Consider the following 17,246-nt stretch of genomic DNA (forward strand, 5'->3'; position numbering starts at 1 on the left):
TTTAGAGGGATTTATTCTTCAGCTTCAAGAGCCATAATCAGCAGTAAGGATGACATAACTAGAGAACTGATTTACTACTCATCCGGATTGCACGAATCAAGGCTTCCTTAAGATAAAGCCTGACGAAACAAACCACCATCTAAAAAGTTGCAAATCCCCTACTTAAAAGTTAGGGGCAGATTTCAATATGCCTAATTCGGCATCAAACTTTAGGAGGTAATTTATGTTTGAAAGCGAGTTATTAATGTCGCTGTACAGTCCCAAATTCAATATTGGTCAAATGCCAATAGAAATAGATGTCCCGTTTGACCACCCCGATCTCGGAGGGCTGATGTTTCTGAGCCCTCAGTTTTTTGTGGCATTAATCGCCGGAGTCATCATGGCTTTTGGCTTCCAATTCCTGTTAACAAATTTCTCGATCGCCGCCAAAATCTCCAACTGGGATGAGGCTTTACCCGACGATGACGATGATGAGTCCGAAAGTTTGGGCACTAAAGTTCGCAAGATCGAAGGCTTGGTCGGCGGTTGGATTTTAGTCACAGTTAACCTAGCTTTATTCTTAGCTTGTTTTCTGGCGGTCAAACTAACTTCAATTGCCTCGGTAGATGGAGCGGCAATTATTGGTGTGGTCATTTGGTCGGCGTACTTTTTAACGCTGGTATGGCTCGGTTCTAGCGCCGTCGGTTCGATGATTGGTTCCTTGATTAAAACTGCTTTTTCCGGCATTCAAGGTGTCATGGGTACTGCTGGTTCCGCGATCGGCGGCAAGATGGCTAGCGACCAAATGGTAAACACTGTAGAGGCGTCTGTGGCTGCTGTCCGCCGCGAGTTGGGCTCGGCTGTAGACCCGGATAGCATTCGCGAAACCATCCAAGATTATGTCGGTTCTTTGCAGTTACCGAAGCTGGATGTTAAGGAAATTCGCGGTCAATTTGAAAAGTTGCTGGGCGATACTGATATCAAATCTCTGGCGGGAAGCGATGTTCTGAAGAATGTTAACCGCCAGACTTTTGTGGATTTAATTAGCAGCCGCAGCGATTTTTCTAAGGAAGAAATCAATCAAGTTGCCGACCAACTCGAAGGTGTTTGGAAGCAAACTTTCGGCAAGCAGCAAGATAAGAAAGACCCGAATTTAGAGTTGGTTGATTTTCTCAAGTTTGCGGCTCCAGATTTGCTGAAGTCTGATGAACTCAATGCCAAGCTATCTCAAATTCTGGAAACTCGGGAAAACAAATCAGAATCCAGCAGCGGCATGAAGCGCGCGATGCTGTTGGGTGTGGAAGCTCTTGTCGGCACTGTTTTGTCGCGGACGGATTTGTCGGATTTGGATGTGGAAAAAATCTCTGGTCAGTTGCAGCAATTGACTGAAAAAGGCAAGGAACAAGCTAAATCTTTGGCTTCTAAGGTGGGCGACAAAGTGCCTGCGCTGCCTTTCAATACAGCGAAGGCTGATGTGGAAAATTACTTGCTAAATGCTCAACCTTGGCATCTCAACCGAGAAACTATCAAGCAGGAATTTAGGGATGTTATTTACGATGCCGAAGCTTCTCCGGGAGCTGTTTTGGGCCAGTTAGAGATGTTAAATCCTGAGTATTTTGCAGGCATTCTGAGGCGCCGTGAGGGCTTCAGTCCGGAACAGGCTGCGGAAATTTCTGAACAGCTTGAAAGCGTGCGCCAAGAAGTTCTGGAAATTGTGCAAGGTGCTGCTGGTGAGGAACAGTCTCAAGATTTGCGTAGTCGGATTGAGAATTATTTGCGATCGACTGGCAAGGAAGAATTGAATCCTGAAGGTATCGAGAAGGACTTCCAAGCGCTGTTGGAAGATCGCGATGCTGGTTTTGAGGCTTTGCGCGATCGCCTGTCACACTTCGATCGCGATACTCTGGTACAATTGCTCGGCCAGCGGGAAGATTTTAGCCCCGAGGAAGCGGATCAGTTAATCGGGCGGCTCGAAAGTTCGCGCGATCGCGTAATTTCCAAAGCACAAGAATTGCAAGAGCAAGCGAAATCGAAAGCGCAAGAAGTGCGCCAAAAGGTAGAAGAGTATCTCCGCAATACTAATAAGGAAGAACTCAATCCTGAAGCGATCGAGCGCGAGTTTCAAACGCTGTTAAGCGACCCGCAAGCTGGTTTGAAAGCGCTGAGAGAACGCTTGTCTCAATTCGATCGCGATACTCTGGTGCAACTGCTGTCGCAGCGCCAAGATCTCAGCGAAGAACAGGTAAATGGGGCGATCGACAAAATCGAATCCGTGCGCGACAACATTATCCACGCGCCGCAAATAGTTGCAGACAAAGCTAAGCAGCAGTACGAGGAAGTTACTGCCCAAATTGGCGAGTACCTGCGCCATACTAACCTGGAAGAACTCGATCCTGAAGGCATCAATCGGGATTTGACCAAATTGTTTGAAAATCCGAAAGAAGGTGCCTTGGCGCTGCGGGAAAGACTGTCTCAGGTCGATCGCGAAACCTTGGTCAAGTTGCTTTCGCAGCGCGAAGATTTGAGCGAAGAACAAATCAATCGGACGATCGATCGCGTGCAAGATTCGATTCGCAGCATCGTGAAATCGCCCCGCCGCTTGGCATCTCGCGCTCAAAAAACTGTCAAGGATTTCCAAGGAAGTTTGGAAAATTACTTGCGGAATACGGACAAGGAAGAGCTCAATCCTGACGGTATCAAGCGAGATTTGCAGTTGCTGTTTAACGAACCCGGAGCGGGGATGCAAAGTTTGGGCGATCGGCTGAAGCACTTTGACCGCGGTACTTTGGTAGCCTTGCTGTCCCAGCGGGAAGACATTTCCGAAGAGGAAGCGAACCAAATTGCCGATCGTATTGAATCTGTCCGCAACGAGTTTGTCGAACAAATTCAAATGGTACAAGACAAGTTCCAGTCAACAATTGACGGTATTTTCTCAAAAATCCGGGATTACCTCAATTCGCTCGATCGGCCGGAGCTCAATTACGAAGGAATCAAGCGGGACTTCCGCAAAGTATTTGACGATCCGCAGGCCGGATTTGACGCGATTAAACAGCGTTTGGGTGAATTCGATCGCGGTACTTTAGTAGCGCTACTGAGTTCTCGTTCCGATATTTCCGAGACAGACGCTCACCGAATTGTTGACCAAATGGAAGGAGCCCGGGACAGCGTTATATTGCGCGCCGAACGCCTGCAAACTGAAGCCAAAAAACGGATTAAAGAGATCAAGAACAAGACCAAACAGCAAGCAGAAGATGCGCGGGAAGCCGCCGCAACTGCTGCTTGGTGGTTGTTCGGTACGGCTCTAACTTCTGTGGTGGTTTCGGCATTGGCTGGAGCAATAGCAGTCGGCGGTATTTCGGGTTTGTTTAGCTAGAATTTCCACAAGTTTCCATTAAAGTTCTCCTGATTCTAGGCTGGCTGTGTTCCAGCCTATTTTCTTTGAAATCCTATTATCTCGGTTCCTACGTAAAAAAAGGTTCGTAGTGAGGACTTTAGTCCGCAAAAATTAATAAGGACTGAAGTCCTCACTACAAACCTTACTGTAGAAAGTTGGTAGTGAGGACTTTAGTCCGCAAAAATTAAGAAGGACTGAAGTCCTCACTACGAACCCTACTTTAGAAGGTGGTAATGGATGAAGGAACTATTATTCCCGTGCCTCCTAACTATCAACTTCCCGAAGCTGGACAAGCTTTATTAGGAAAGATTCAAGGCATGGACTTTCAAGAGCAAATTGATTTCCTGCGCGGTACAGTTTTAGAAATGGGTGCCCAAGTCGCTCCGGGCGCTGGCATTTAATTTGAGTAAAGTAAGGTGGGCATTAAACCTTTTGCAAAAATAGCTAGGAACGGGCTCTTCTGCCCGTTCCACAGAAAAAATTCTTTTTGTGGAACGGGCATCTTGCCCGTTCCAAAATTTGATTAAAAGGAATTTTGCAAAAGATATATAGCGGTTCTCAGAAAGATGAGGTATGACTGACAGCTTATATAACCACTAAACGAAGAGGGCCCAAGCCCAACTACGTACCTCATCTTTTTAAGAAAGGCTATATAGCGGTTCTCAGAAAGATGAGGTATGACTGACAGCTTACATAACCTCCCAGACAAAGAGGGCTAAAGCCCAACAACGTACCTCATCTTTCTGATAGCCGCTATATATTTATATTGCCCACCTACCGATTCCAGCTAATAAGTGAATTCAGCAGCTATGTTCCCTACAAGTTTCGGCGCACCTGCAATTAAATGCATCTCTTCGCAGCCAACTGCGAGCAATGGCTGACCTAAATTTAGATTGGCAAAATGACTCTCTTCAGAGATTTCTACTTCGCCTTTGATAAAGCCGATGCGAGACTGGAACTCTCCTTTAAACATTAGCAAATTTGTGCGATCGGCGCTAAAAATATTTCCGCTCAAAGGTAGGGGAAATCCAAAACTTTGTTTGCTGTAATTGAGACTGCACAGTTGCAGATTTCCTTGGCTAACTGTGACGCGGTAGCCTAGCGGTGATGCTTTTACTGAATCGCTGCCTTCCCAACTAAACTGAGCTAATTCTTTAGGAAGTCCCCAAATTTCGCGCCCGCCAGCTACTGAGTTAGGGTTGTCTACGTAGATGTGCGAAATCCAAGCGCCCCATTTTCCTGCATAACTGGCGATCGCGCTAACTACAATTAACTCATTGTACTCCATCACGGAACCCAGCCCGTAGGAGGATATATAAATGCCACCTAGCGTTTTTCCTGGCAATAAACAGACAATTTCTAACTCAGAGGGAACCAAGGGGCGCACTCGTGCTACATCTACCAATTGCAAAGTCTGAACAGCATAACCTTGCAGGTGCCAAGGAGCAGGTGAATATACCATTTTAAGTGATTTTAGATCTGATATTTTATATTTATTTTAGCTTAGGCTCTAAAACAGCAACAGGTTTTGGTATTTTTCATAAAATCCCGGTATATTCACGCATAAGAAAGATTAATCTGCGAATAGCGAGCAATTAGTTGACATTTGAGCAAAAGTTAAATATCGTCTACTTAGTGAATATTTAGAAGGAACCTAAACCTGTATGCTGACATCTTACAAGCCAGATGTTTTCGATAGTTTAGAGCATTTTTTCACGGCAAGAGACCTGCTGGAACAAGCCCAAGACAACATGACCGAACTCGGTGCTATCATCCGCAGTCACGGCTTGCAAAAACAGGTTGGTATCTGCTTGCTTCACAAACACTTTGACCTCTCGGATAACGAGAGGTTGGTTGAAGAGTTTGATGGCAACAATGCTTATGTTAAGCCAACCGCAGAATACGGCGATGCTATTCCTTATATGTGGAAGGTGGAACAAAATCAAGCATCAGGCGAATGGGTTTGGTTTCCCTTAGAATTTGTCCGCGTTACTGAAGCTGTTTTGGCAGCAGTTGAACGGTCAGAAGCTGTTGTCAATAACTCGGAATTTCTGAATGAAATTGCGGGTAAACTGTCAGAATTGGGAATGACTGGAATGTTCGGGATCAGCATTTTGCACCGAGATGCAATTAAGGTTGCTGAGGGCGAAATTTTGGTGGAAAGCACAGACGATGAAGCCCGCGTCTTGACTTTTTCTTCGGTTCCTCGCCAGAATGTCGATCGCACAACTTTAACACAAACTCTCTGGCAGTTCCCGAATGCTGAAGGGTTTGAGGTTGGGGCGATGTGTTCTCACTGCACTCACTGCACGCATTGCACTCATTAAGCAAGATTTCCCAACTTTAAAAAGTTCGCAGTCAGGACTTCAGTCCTTGCTTTACAAACTTAGAAGATAGGACTAAAGTCCTTACGGGAGCATCTCAGTTTTGATGTTTTGATTTTACAGTGCGAGCGTCCCCGCTCGCGAGTATAGATCGCGAGCGGGGACGCTCGCACTGTAAAGAAATTGCTTTTTTGCAAAAGTGAGATGCTCCCGTCCTTACTACGAACCTGAAACTTAGAAGATAGGACTAAAGTCCTTACTACGAACTTCAAATAGGGAATATATGACTAAAGTCCGATGCTGCAAACAGGTTTTTAGTAAGTGCGATTGAGCAATATTAAATAATGTGCAATCTCCGTCAAAGTATAGTAATTTATCGCTGTCAAAATCTGGAGTTAGAAACTACAAAAGAGTGCACAATTCCCCGAGTGTGGCTGAGTTCGGGTACGCAGCTAGCTGTTGACACTTCGCCCGATAGCCTTCAGTATTGTGAAGGTGCTTTTATGCCCAAAGAACCTTGGAGGGAACCGACGCCCGCAGAGTCGGCACTGCTTTGGACAGACGAACCGCCGCCCCACTATGCGGGTGTCGGAATTGTGCGTTTACCTGCGGATGTTTTGGCTTTGTTGGCTGATGCTGCTATCGCTTCGCTAACCACTCCCCTACAGGTGGCTGAGTTTAAGTCTCAGAAAAAATGCGGACAGATACTCGATCGACTAATTGACTATTTTAAGCCTTTTTGTCTGTCGGATTCGTCGCCAGTTATCAGCGGTATGGGAGGCCGACAGCCGGGATTGAGTACGGCGACAATTGATAACAAACGCGGTTGTCGCAACGGTTTGCATACTGATAGTTGGGACAATCTGCCGCTGGATAAAAAGCAGGAGGCTACTAATCGGATTTGTGTGAATTTAGGGCGGGACAGCCGTTATTTTTTGTTTGTGAATTTGACGGAGATGGACATTTTTCAAATGCTGGGATGTTCTGGTGCTGATATTGGGAAACCTTGGACGCGACAGTTAACTTATCAGTTTATGCAGCGCTACCCAGAATATCCGGTGGTGAAGCTGAGAATTGCACCGGGTGAGGCTTATATTGCACCGACTGAAAATATGATTCACGATGCTTCTACGGCAGATATGAAGCATTTGGATATTAAGGTGATGATGCGCGGTTATTACAGGATTCCAGTATGAACTTTGATGACAGTTCTGTGGCAGATTCACTAAAGGAAGAGGGGAAATTGCAACAGTCGATCGCGCTTTACGAAAATGCGATCGTCCAAAATCCCAATTCGCCCTCAGCTTACTACGATTTAGGAAAAGCCCTGCAACAAAACGGCCAAATTGCCGCAGCCGTCGCCTGTCACCAAAAAGCCATTCTCCTGCAACCAAACTTTACCGCCGCTTACTTCCCGTTAATGTACGCGCCCCTCCCCAAAGATTCTCCTCTCATTGACGGTTTGGTGGCTCTGTACCGCGAAGTTATCGAGATTTTGCCAAATTTTCCCTTAGCCTACATTAACTTGGCTGTGGCGCTGAGCAAGCAGGGAAAAATCCAGGAGTCGATCGCCCTTTTCCAAACCGCAGTCCGCTTGCAAACTGTAGCATCTCGCCCGGAACTGTCGCAAGTAAAATGGAATTCAACCCAATTGCGCGAACCCGATTTCATCATCATCGGTTCTCCGAGGTGCGGCACAACTTCTCTCTACAAATATATCACTTCGCACCCGCAGATTTTACCTGCTGCCAATAAAGAAATCTGTTTCTTCTCAGAACATTTCAACAAAGGATTAGCTTGGTATCAAGCGCACTTTCCGCCGCCAATAGACGCGCATCATTTTTTGACAGGAGAAGCAACTCCGACTTATCTGACTCACCCGCTAGCTGCGTCAAGATTGCACGGATGTTTGCCAAAAGTTAAGCTGATTGTGATTTTGCGAAATCCAGTCGATCGCGCTTTGTCGCACTATCAAATGCTGGTGAGGCGCGGAACGGAATCCAGGACGTTTGAAAAGGCGATCGATGCCGAGTTACAATTACTCGCAGACGCTACCGAAACAAGTTTAGCAGATAAAAGTTATTGGAAAGATTGTCATTATATTTATAAGAGTCTTTATGTTTGCAGTCTCAAACAGTGGATGAATCTTTTTCCCAGGGAACAGTTTTTAATATTGCAGAGTGAAGAATTTTATGCGAATCCGGCTGCGACACTCAGCCAAGTCTTTAATTTTTTAGATTTACCAGATTATCAACTCCGCGACTACAAACAATATAACGGTGGTAATTATCAGCCGGCGAATGATGTTGTCTGTCAGCGACTGCACGAATATTTTCAGCCGCACAATCGAGAATTAGCCGAATATGTGCAGAGAGACTTTGAATGGTAAGCAAAATAAATAAAGTCCTAGATGCAACTGTCATATTAAATATAAGGTACGTAGTTGCGCTTCAGCGCTCTTGTCTTATATATATAAGAGCGCTGAAGCGCAACTACGTACCTAAAAATTAGCCACCATGAGAGTGTCATTTGCATCCATGATTGAGATAATTAACCAGTTAAGGTGCGCCTAGCGCACCCTACATCTTATCCGCGCTTGTCCGCGTTCATCTGCGGTTAAAAAAATCCAAACCTACTTACTCGCATAACCAGTGCTCACCAAAAACTCGCGCAACTTCCCAAAGAATTGAGTGCGATCGCGCCCTTGATAAACTCCCTCCAACAACCGCCAACCTTCTGCCTCCTGGCCCGCGACATACTTGCTCGCCATGAAGGCCGCCAACACGCCTTTTACCTCTGCATCTTCGCTCGATCGCTTCCGAGATTCCAGCCACAACTCAGCACCATTGGTGTATACTTCCACCGGATATTGCTTCGTAACATCTTCCATTTTACCTGGCCGGTACTGCCAAATTTGCAGCGGTAAGCGAGAATCCGCATAATTGGTAAAAGCCTCAGCAAATCGCCCGTCCAGACTCTTGAACTCCGGGATATCATTTTTGCCAAAATCGACAATTTCGTAACTCACATTGCCCCAAAAATGCTTGATGTGAGTGTATTTCTTCGCGGCTGAGTCGTAGCGGTAAATAAACGAATAATTGCAGCAGCGGACGCCGCTTTTAATTGAGACTAAATCTGCCAGCACTTCCGGTTCCTTGTCGCCGTCCAAATCGCGGATTCGCACGGATAACAAACGCCCTTCGGATACTTCGTCGCTGGCTTTTTTGTCGGGATTGTCTGCTAGAGAACGAGTGGGAATCAGCACTGGTTCTTCTAGTAACGTTTTACCGTCACGGATAATTTTGATGCGGATATTTTTAGCATTTTCTGCTTCTTTGACAAAAGACACTTCTGCCCTAACTTTCCCAAACTCCGAGATTTCTGTGGTTCTCGGCGGGCCGATATTCGGCGGAACTTGCGCGATGTATTGCGAGGGAACTAAGGCTGTTTTGCCGGGTTTGGCGATCGCCTGACACAGAAAAGTTGCTACTTCGGCGCGCGTTGCATTGCGTGTCGGTTCTAGCTGTTTGACGGCGGGATAGTTGACCACAAGTTGTTTTTCGGCGGCGGCGGCGATCGCATTTCTCGCCAATTCGGGAATGTCTCGCGCATCTTCAAAAGTCGCATTCAAAATCTCAGGCGCTGAACCAGCAGGCGTATATTTCAAGCCGCTGCTTAAGGCGACCAAAACCTGCCAGCGGGGAATGTTCAAAGTCGCGTTAAAAATACTACCACTGGAACCGGACATAAAACCCGTTTGATATGCTTCTCGAATTGCTTTATAACCCCAGTAATTCGTGGGAATATCTGCAAAGTCGATCGGATTCCGGACGGTTTTGGCATCAGGAAAAGCCCTCCGCAGCATCGCTGCAAACTCAGCGCGGCTGACGGGGCGGTTCGGGCGAAAAGTGCCGTCTTCGTAATAGCCGCTGATGATTTTTTTCTCGGCTAATTCTTCTATGCAGGCTTGAGCCCAATGGTCTTTAACATCTTTAAATTTGGCTTCTGCCAATGCTGGCGCTACATTCAGCCCTGGAAATACTAAATTGCCGATGATTATTCCCAAGGCTACCACTAAAGCGATGACAGCTTGACGTTTGTGCGATCGAACCATACCACAGCCTCCTCATAATTCGCAAATATACCAAAACCTACAGCACTTATGCACTCATATTAAAGAAACCGGCTTTTTTTACGAAAATCTTTGGCTGTAGCCCTCAAATTAGGTGAAAAACCCGGTTTCTTTGGTGGGAATGCGTAATTCCTATTGTAAAAAACCCTCGTTTCTGACTATCTCTGCTAAAACAAAGCAGCAGTAGCGCCTGATACACGGAAGCGTGGAATAATATAGGTGATAGCAACTTTGTCACCTGCGATCGCGATGTTATCCCCAAAGGAACTAACTCTTAGAACTGTTGTAGGCGGAAAGGATAAAGTTGCTCCTGGTGGAACTGTACCCAAATAAGTCTCTATCAAGTTCCCTGTTGTACTGTTAAAGCGATATACAGCGCCTTGAGACTCGTAAGAGCTGGCTCCAATCAGAATCTCACTGTCTGTAACTGCCAAACTACCTCCGAAACCATCGTTTGTGTATAAGTTGAAATCGGGTTGGTTTGGGTTGGAAAATTTTCGGATCAATGAGCCTGTATTGCCGTCAAACAGGTACGCTGCACCCCTACCGCTATCGGCAAATGGCGCTCCGATGAGAACATCATTACCAACTGCTGCGATCGCCTTGCCGAAAGTAAAGCTGCCGTCTCCAGGATCTGGGCTTGGTAAAGTCTGGAGAAGTTGACCGGTGATGCTATCGAACAGATAAACTGCTGCATTAATGGACGGTTTGTCTGTTAAGCCTGCGATCGCAACTTTGTTTCCGACAGCACTTGCATATTCGATCGGAAAAAGATTTCTCGGGATGGGACTGAAAAAACTTTGGAGTAGCGCGCCTGTATTGGAGTCAAACACGTATGCAGGAGCCACTTCTTGATAACTGAAAGGTAAGTCTGGAGGGGGAGAAATCAGAACGTTGTTACCAACAAAGGCGACTTTTCTAGCAGCGTCCAAGTTAGAAAGTTTGGTATTGTCAGTGCTGAAGCTTTGGAGTAAGCCACCTGTATTCGTATCAAACAGATATGATTGGTTGTAGTCAGATGCAATCAGGGCTTTGTTGTTAGCTAGAGCGACTTGAGTGCCAAATACAACAACAGGATATCCCGGCCCCGGCGGAAAAAAAGACTGCACGTATTTCCCCGTATTGGTATCCAACAAGCTAGCAGATCCTGCAGATTTTACAAAAGGGGCGATGCCTCCGAAGAGCAGTCGATCGCCGTCGGCTGCGATCGCATTGACGAAAGTGAAGGTTTCAATCGGAGAGGGTGGGTTACTATCGTCTAGAACTTTTAATGTAGCTGTATTCTGCGTGCTAATATTGGTGATGCCCGTAGGTTCGGTCAATGTCAGCAAAGCCGATCGAGGATAATGACGAATTTCATCATCGACTAAAGGAATATTAACAGTTTTAGGTGTAGTGTCTCCAGCGGCAAAATTGACTGTACCTAACTTGACTGGAAAAAAGGCAGCATTTAAGTTTGATGGCCGCAGGCTGGCCCCAACAAATGGATTGGGATAATCCAGCGTTACTGTAGCGCTGACAGCAGCGTCACTGCCGTCTGTGCGAGTCACGGTGACAGTTTTGGAAACACTGCTTTCATTGGTGATGAAATCATTGGTGCTAAAGGCTAACGTGCCGGGAACAATAAAGTCCGATCGAGCTAAAGTGCTGCTGCTAACATCTTTTAAAACTGCCAAAAACTCCCCTGTATTTTGCTGAATTACAGTATCGTTTGGATTTTGAGAGTCGGGCAAAATTCTGAGATTTTCAAACTGAAGCCCTTCTGCTAAGGCAATTTTATCCTCGCCCTTGTCAAAATCAGTAATAGTATCTGCTAGAGCAACTGTAGAACCGCCGAGTTTATTTGTGAGTACAAATACGTCATTGCCTTCGTCTCCGGTGAGAGTATCTACACCAATATCGCCGTTGAGAGTATCGTTGCCGAAGCCGCCAAACAGTGCATCATTACCTTTTCCTCCCCGCAAAATGTCGTCGCCTGTCAAACCGATGAGAGAATCGTTGCCTACTTCGCCTTTGAGTAAGTCGTTGCCATTTTCTCCTACCAGCAAATCCTCGCCTTTGCCGCCATAAAGTGAATCGTTGCCATCATTGCCAAAAATGTGATCGTCACCAGCATTCCCTAGAATCAATTCTGCATCTGAGGAACCCGTTACAGTATCCTCTCCGCCCAACAACCAGCCTCCCCCAGAAAAATTAACAAGTTGTCCCACGAAAAGCGTAACATTTTTCGATGTGTCGTCTCCTACCAAGCGCGGCGGGTTATAAAAAGTGTCTGCTTTTAGTGCCATCTTCGCGTCCTCTTTCCTAAATTGAACTTTTGAACATAAACCGGGTTTTTCGATCGCAATACTTGCTGAAACCCTTAATATCCGTTTAAAACCAGATTTTTGAGTTTCCAGGAGCGATCGCACTGACGCCATCAGGCAGAAATTTGTTGCCAAAGGCGATCGATTGTTACAAACTTGTAACCTTTATACAACAGCAATGGAATAATTTTATCAGCAGAAGTCGCCACATCTTCGCCGCCGCAATAACCGTCGTGCAGTACAATTATTGAACCATTTTCTGTTTGCTGCACGACGCGACTCGTAACTTTCATCACCCCCGGCCGCACCCAATCTTCCGGGACAACACTCCACATTACCGGGCGATATTCCCACTGTTGCAATAACTCTAATGTTCGCGGCGTAAAAATGCCGTTTGGCGGCCGCACGTCGCGGATTAATTTTGGGTCTAAATCGCAAGCTTTGCTAATTGCTTTTTGCGTGTCTGCTAAACTTAGTTTGAGTTCGTGAGTTTTGAGTTTGGCAAACGATACGTGCTGGTAGCCGTGGAGGCCGATCCAGTGTCCGCGATCGTATACTTCTTTAGCCGTTTCTGGATGCCTGTCCACGCAAAAACCCAGCCAGAAAAAACTCGCTTTGATGTCGTATTTATCTAAAACTTTTAGCAATTGAGGTGTGTGCAGCCGGTGCGGCCCGTCGTCAAATGTTAGGGCAATTTCTCGGCTGTTGATATCTCCCGTCCACAGACATTTGGGAAAAGCCGATTTGAGAATGGGATGAACGACAGGAAACAAAGGTGCTAAGGGCATTGGTTAATGTTGCGAAAGTGCGATCGGGTAGAAATGAAGCTGCATTACAATAAATTAAACTTAACTCAATCGAGGTAAATATGACAACTGCCGTTGATATTGGAACGCTAATTATGTGCACGCCGGGAACTTGCGGCGGCCACCCGCGAATTGCAGGAACTAGAATTACAGTAGAAAACATTGCTATTGATTTTAATGCCGGGATGACTCCACAACAAATCATTGATGAAATACCGCACTTGACTTTAGCACAAATTCATGGGGCATTAGCCTACTATTTTGCGAATAAAGACCAAATCGACACGGATATAGCAGCAGAAAATGCTGAGTGGGAGTGCTTGGAAGCAGAATCTATGGGGTGCATCTGGTTTTTGAAGAGGACTCTCGCATGACCGCATATAAATTATTAGTTATAATCCCATATTTACCGAGGTCATGCTTCGCCCCTACAAACATATTTGCTTGCACAAGCCGCTGCACCCAAAAAAATGTGGGACGATGCTCTGAGCAGCATCCTATTTATTTTTGCCCGAGGTCTATTTGATAATTGTGAATTGTAACTTGTGAAAGATTTAATTTTTCTGGTATTGCACAAAGTTGATCTGTAATGTACAATTTACTAGCTAACAATATAAAATTGAGCGAAGCAAATGCAAAAATACGTTTGTACAACTTGCAATTATGTCTACGATCCAGAAGTAGGCGACCCCGACGGAGACATAGCGCCCGGTACAGCCTTTGAAGATATCCCAGACGATTGGGTTTGTCCCACTTGCGGGGTGACAAAATCCGATTTTGAACCAGAAGAATAAGCGAGAAAAAAATTGTCCGATCGAATGTTAAAAATTACAGTCATAGGCGGTGGCGCTGCGGGTTTTTTTAGTGCAATTACCTGCGCTAAAACCTACCCGCAAGCCCGCGTCACTTTACTAGAAGCAGGCCGCCAAGTCCTGGCAAAAGTTCGCATTTCTGGCGGCGGACGCTGCAATGTCACTCATGCTTGTTTTGACCCCGGTGTTTTAGTGCAGAATTACCCCAGAGGTGGAAAAGCTCTGCGCGGTGCTTTTACTCGATTTCAACCCCGCGATACTGTTGATTGGTTCGCCAGTCACGGTGTGAAATTGAAAACAGAAGAAGATGGGCGAATGTTTCCGATTACAGACGATTCGGCGACAATTGTTAACTGTTTGATCCGCGCTGCTGAGGATGCAGGCGTGAGAATTCGCACGGGCGATGCAGTCGTTTATGTAAAGAAGTTAATGGGGAATGGCGCAGAAGACGGTCACGGGGATATTGCCTCTACATTTGAAGTTGAGTTGAAGTCGGGGGAGAGTTTTAAGTGCGATCGCATTTTACTCGCTACAGGTAGCAATCCGTCGGGTTTCAAATGGGCAAAAGAGTTAGGTAATACTGTAGAAGTGCCAGTCCCTTCTCTATTTACTTTTAATATTGCTGATAACAGAATCAAAGATTTAGCCGGAGTTTCGGTTCCGAATGCTAAGGTGAAATTGCCGGGAGCAAAATTAGAACAAAGCGGGCCTTTGTTAATCACTCACTGGGGTGTCAGTGGCCCTGCTGTACTCAAACTTTCGGCTTGGGGTGCGAGATTTTTGCACGATCGCCATTATCGAACATCTGTGCTGATTAATTGGCTTCCCCAGTACAATGCAGAGGTTTTGCGGCAGCAACTGCTGGGAGTCAAATCGCAGTTGTCGCACCGATTAATCGTCTCTAGCTGTCCGTTTCCGATGCCGCGCCGCCTCTGGGAACGTTTGACAAGTTCGATCGGCATTGACGAACAAAAACGCTGGGCTGACTTATCCAATAAGGCGATCGATAAACTCCTCCTCGAACTCGTCCAAGGCGAATATCAAATCGCAGGAAAAGGCGCATTTAAGGAAGAATTCGTCACCTGCGGCGGTGTCAACCTCAAGGAAGTGGATTTCAAGACAATGGAAAGTCGCCGCTGTCCCGGACTTTTCTTTGCTGGCGAAATCTTGGATATCGACGGCGTGACGGGCGGTTTCAACTTCCAAAGTGCGTGGACTACGGCGTGGTTGGCTGGAATCGCGATCGGCAAATGATACTATTTTAGGCTTTGAGATTGGTCGATCGAGGTTTGGGACTTGCGATCGGCTTGCCAGTATTAAATTTTGTGTTATTTTTGAATCAAGGCGCATCAACTGTGCGTCAACTTCAGAATGCAGACAAAATTCGCAGTTTTGCGTACTTAACATCGGGTGAGAGACATGAAAAACTTGAATCTACAAACCCTAAAGTTCGATCGCCACCTTGACTCACCTTTCCTCGAAAACAACGGCTTACTGGAATTCAACCCCAAATTTATCACTCCCGAATTTTTAACAACCTGGACGTTTGAAACACACCTGTACGACGAAAAAGTTGCGATCGACCACTTTGTCATCACATTTCCCAGTCGCACTCAACTCGAAAACTACGCCGAATCTTTTCGCCCCTTCGGCGCCAAAACAGTTGAAGGCCCCGACTTATTCCCAATCAACTTTTGTTCGGAAAACATTAACATTCCCTCCGATTTATGGCTGCATTTAATGACATTATTAATGCCAGCCGGAGGCTTAGTAGTATTGGATGCGCCCCACGCAGCCGGCGACCAAAAAAACCGCTTCCAGCAAGAAAGAGGATTAGCAGCAGTTCACCACGTCGCGATTCGAGTGGAAAACGTGCAGAATGCTGCTACAATATGGCAAAATAAAAACTTCAAGCCCCTGTCAGATCAACCTTTAAACTACGGTTCATTAACCCAGTGGTTTCTGCAAAACCCCGCCGGACAAATCATCGAATTAATCGAACGGCGCCCCGGCAATAACGCCACTTTCGACTGCAAAAACATAGTAGGTTTGCGCTTGAGCGAAGGAAGTTCGGCAACGGATTCTGTAGCGGAGGTAACGGATGTCAGTCAAAAGTCTGAGGAAACGCGGCTCAAATAACAAATAACAAATAACAACCAATGCCCAATTCCCAATTCCCAATTCCCAATTCCCAATTCCCAAATATATGATTGCAGTAAAAGTTCCAAAAGTCACTTTTCAACCGCCCACATTCAACTCAATTGAAGAAGAACGCCGCCACCGCAAACAGCGTTTAGCCGCCGCACTCAGATTATTTGGTCGTTTCGGATTCAGCGAAGGAATTGCCGGACACATCACCGTCCGCGACCCCGAACACCTAGATTATTTCTGGGTAAATTCCTTTGGAATGCACTTTAGTTTAATTGGAGTCAGCGACCTAATTTTAGTCAACCACAAAGGCGAAGTTGTTGAAGGAAATAAACCCGTAAACGAAGCAGCATTTGCCATTCATTCGCAAGTTCACGCAGCCCGGCCCGACGTAATCGCAGCAGCCCACGCCCATTCACCCTACGGCAAAAGTTGGTCGAGTTTGGGCAAGTTGCTTGACCCGCTGACTCAAGATGCTTGTTCTTTTTATGAGGATCACGCTTTATTTGACGATTACACCGGAGTTGTTTTGGAAATCGAAGAAGCTAAACGCATCGCCAAAACTTTAGGAGATAAAAAAGCAATTATTTTACAAAATCACGGACTGTTAACAGTAGGTGAAACAGTAGATGAAGCAGCTTGGTGGTTTATTGCAATGGAACGTTCTTGTCAGGCGCAGTTAATGGCCGAAGCAGCCGGAAAACCCATTCTCATCAAGCCAGAATGTGCTCGTTTGACACAGCAGCAAGTAGGCTCTCACCGCATGGGATGGTTTAGCTTTCAACCACTTTATGACATGATTGTGCGCCGAGAACCAGACTTGTTAGATTAGCTATGTGGTGATAATTGGTAGGGTGCGTCGCTACCAGATATTCAACAAACTTGTAGATTATAGATGGATCCCCACCCTACTCTAGACTTGTAGGGTGGGTCATACTTTTATGCTGACATCGATTCCAACCAAGTTATCAAATCCTGTTGACTGGTAAAATCTAGCAAAATTTCTCCTAAATCATCTAATTGTTGGGAAGATAACTGCTGGATGCGAGTTTGGATTGTTGCTGGTATTTCACCAGTACGTCGCGTGATTTGACGCAAAATTAATGCTATTTGTCCCTCAATTAGACCTTCTTGACGGCCTTCTTGGCGACCTTCTTGCATCCCTTTGATAACAGCACCGCGTTGGTCTTCAAAAAACATTTCCCGTTTTTCTAATGCTTGTAATTCCTCAAGGTTTAAACTTGACCTGTTGGCGATATTAAAAGCTGTTTGCATTTCGGGTACTGATGCAAATTTTTCCGGTATTTCCTCCAGTTCGGGAGCATTTTTGATAAAATAAGTCCAA

15 protein-coding genes are annotated in these 17,246 nt (G+C 45.9%); 10 read left to right on the top strand and 5 right to left on the bottom strand.

All coding sequences use genetic code 11. The features are described from left to right. The first annotated feature begins 223 nt into the window (after nucleotides 1-223). Both JGK16_RS15095 and JGK16_RS15100 read left to right on the top strand, forming a co-directional pair. Nucleotides 224-3,352, top strand: a complete 3,129-nt coding sequence (locus tag JGK16_RS15095) for an MFS transporter (RefSeq protein WP_293191019.1) — start codon at nucleotides 224-226, stop codon at nucleotides 3,350-3,352. A gap of 254 nt (nucleotides 3,353-3,606) precedes the next feature. Continuing rightward, on the top strand, nucleotides 3,607-3,774 hold the full coding sequence (locus tag JGK16_RS15100) for an orange carotenoid protein N-terminal domain-containing protein (protein ID WP_293181124.1): 168 nt from the start codon (nucleotides 3,607-3,609) through the stop codon (nucleotides 3,772-3,774). Nucleotides 3,775-4,160: 386 nt separating this feature from the next. Here JGK16_RS15100 and JGK16_RS15105 read toward each other — a convergent pair whose 3' ends face one another. After that, on the bottom strand, nucleotides 4,161-4,835 hold the full coding sequence (locus JGK16_RS15105; protein WP_293181127.1) for an acetoacetate decarboxylase family protein: 675 nt from the start codon (nucleotides 4,833-4,835) through the stop codon (nucleotides 4,161-4,163). Nucleotides 4,836-5,037: 202 nt separating this feature from the next. Between JGK16_RS15105 and JGK16_RS15110 the strand changes: the two genes are divergently transcribed. The 3 genes from JGK16_RS15110 (at nucleotide 5,038) to JGK16_RS15120 (ending at nucleotide 8,086) form a co-directional block, all read left to right on the top strand. Then, complete coding sequence (locus JGK16_RS15110; RefSeq protein WP_293191017.1) at nucleotides 5,038-5,700, top strand: glycerol-3-phosphate ABC transporter substrate-binding protein; 663 nt, start codon at nucleotides 5,038-5,040, stop codon at nucleotides 5,698-5,700. 341 nt (nucleotides 5,701-6,041) lie between these two features. Beyond that, complete coding sequence (locus tag JGK16_RS15115; RefSeq protein WP_293181133.1) at nucleotides 6,042-6,893, top strand: hypothetical protein; 852 nt, start codon at nucleotides 6,042-6,044, stop codon at nucleotides 6,891-6,893. Beyond that, nucleotides 6,890-8,086 carry a tetratricopeptide repeat protein gene (locus JGK16_RS15120; protein ID WP_293181136.1) on the top strand — a complete coding sequence of 399 codons (1,197 nt, stop codon included), beginning with the start codon at nucleotides 6,890-6,892 and terminating at the stop codon, nucleotides 8,084-8,086. Before JGK16_RS15115 ends, JGK16_RS15120 begins: the two co-directional genes overlap by 4 nt. A 243-nt stretch (nucleotides 8,087-8,329) precedes the next feature. Here JGK16_RS15120 and JGK16_RS15125 read toward each other — a convergent pair whose 3' ends face one another. From JGK16_RS15125 to JGK16_RS15135, 3 genes are all read right to left on the bottom strand, one after another. Next, entirely contained in the window at nucleotides 8,330-9,811 is a 1,482-nt protein-coding gene (locus JGK16_RS15125; RefSeq protein ID WP_293181139.1) for an S-layer homology domain-containing protein, read from the bottom strand. Nucleotides 9,812-9,996: 185 nt separating this feature from the next. Further along, the gene (locus tag JGK16_RS15130) at nucleotides 9,997-12,117 is read right to left on the bottom strand and encodes a hypothetical protein (RefSeq protein ID WP_293181142.1); all 2,121 of its coding nucleotides are present in this window, start codon (nucleotides 12,115-12,117) and stop codon (nucleotides 9,997-9,999) included. A 131-nt stretch (nucleotides 12,118-12,248) separates the two neighbouring features. After that, on the bottom strand, nucleotides 12,249-12,923 hold the full coding sequence (locus tag JGK16_RS15135) for a polysaccharide deacetylase family protein (protein WP_293181145.1): 675 nt from the start codon (nucleotides 12,921-12,923) through the stop codon (nucleotides 12,249-12,251). Between the two features lie 80 nt (nucleotides 12,924-13,003). Between JGK16_RS15135 and JGK16_RS15140 the strand changes: the two genes are divergently transcribed. From JGK16_RS15140 to JGK16_RS15160, 5 genes are all read left to right on the top strand, one after another. After that, a complete protein-coding gene (locus JGK16_RS15140; RefSeq protein ID WP_293181148.1) occupies nucleotides 13,004-13,315 on the top strand; it encodes a DUF433 domain-containing protein in 312 nt (103 codons plus the stop codon). 258 nt (nucleotides 13,316-13,573) lie between these two features. Next, on the top strand, nucleotides 13,574-13,735 hold the full coding sequence (gene rd, locus JGK16_RS15145; protein WP_293181151.1) for a rubredoxin: 162 nt from the start codon (nucleotides 13,574-13,576) through the stop codon (nucleotides 13,733-13,735). 24 nt (nucleotides 13,736-13,759) lie between these two features. After that, a complete protein-coding gene (locus tag JGK16_RS15150; protein WP_293181154.1) occupies nucleotides 13,760-15,007 on the top strand; it encodes an NAD(P)/FAD-dependent oxidoreductase in 1,248 nt (415 codons plus the stop codon). 165 nt (nucleotides 15,008-15,172) lie between these two features. Next, entirely contained in the window at nucleotides 15,173-15,892 is a 720-nt protein-coding gene (locus JGK16_RS15155; RefSeq protein ID WP_293181157.1) for a hypothetical protein, read from the top strand. Between the two features lie 67 nt (nucleotides 15,893-15,959). After that, nucleotides 15,960-16,733 (top strand): class II aldolase/adducin family protein, encoded by a 774-nt coding sequence (locus JGK16_RS15160; RefSeq protein ID WP_293181160.1) that lies wholly within the window; start codon nucleotides 15,960-15,962, stop codon nucleotides 16,731-16,733. 107 nt (nucleotides 16,734-16,840) lie between these two features. Here JGK16_RS15160 and JGK16_RS15165 read toward each other — a convergent pair. Beyond that, a partial coding sequence (locus JGK16_RS15165; RefSeq protein WP_293181163.1) for a DUF4351 domain-containing protein occupies nucleotides 16,841-17,246 on the bottom strand: 406 nt, incomplete at its 5' end.

Source organism: Microcoleus sp. PH2017_09_SFU_O_A (assembly GCF_020738625.1).
In the GTDB taxonomy this organism is placed as follows: domain Bacteria; phylum Cyanobacteriota; class Cyanobacteriia; order Cyanobacteriales; family Microcoleaceae; genus Microcoleus.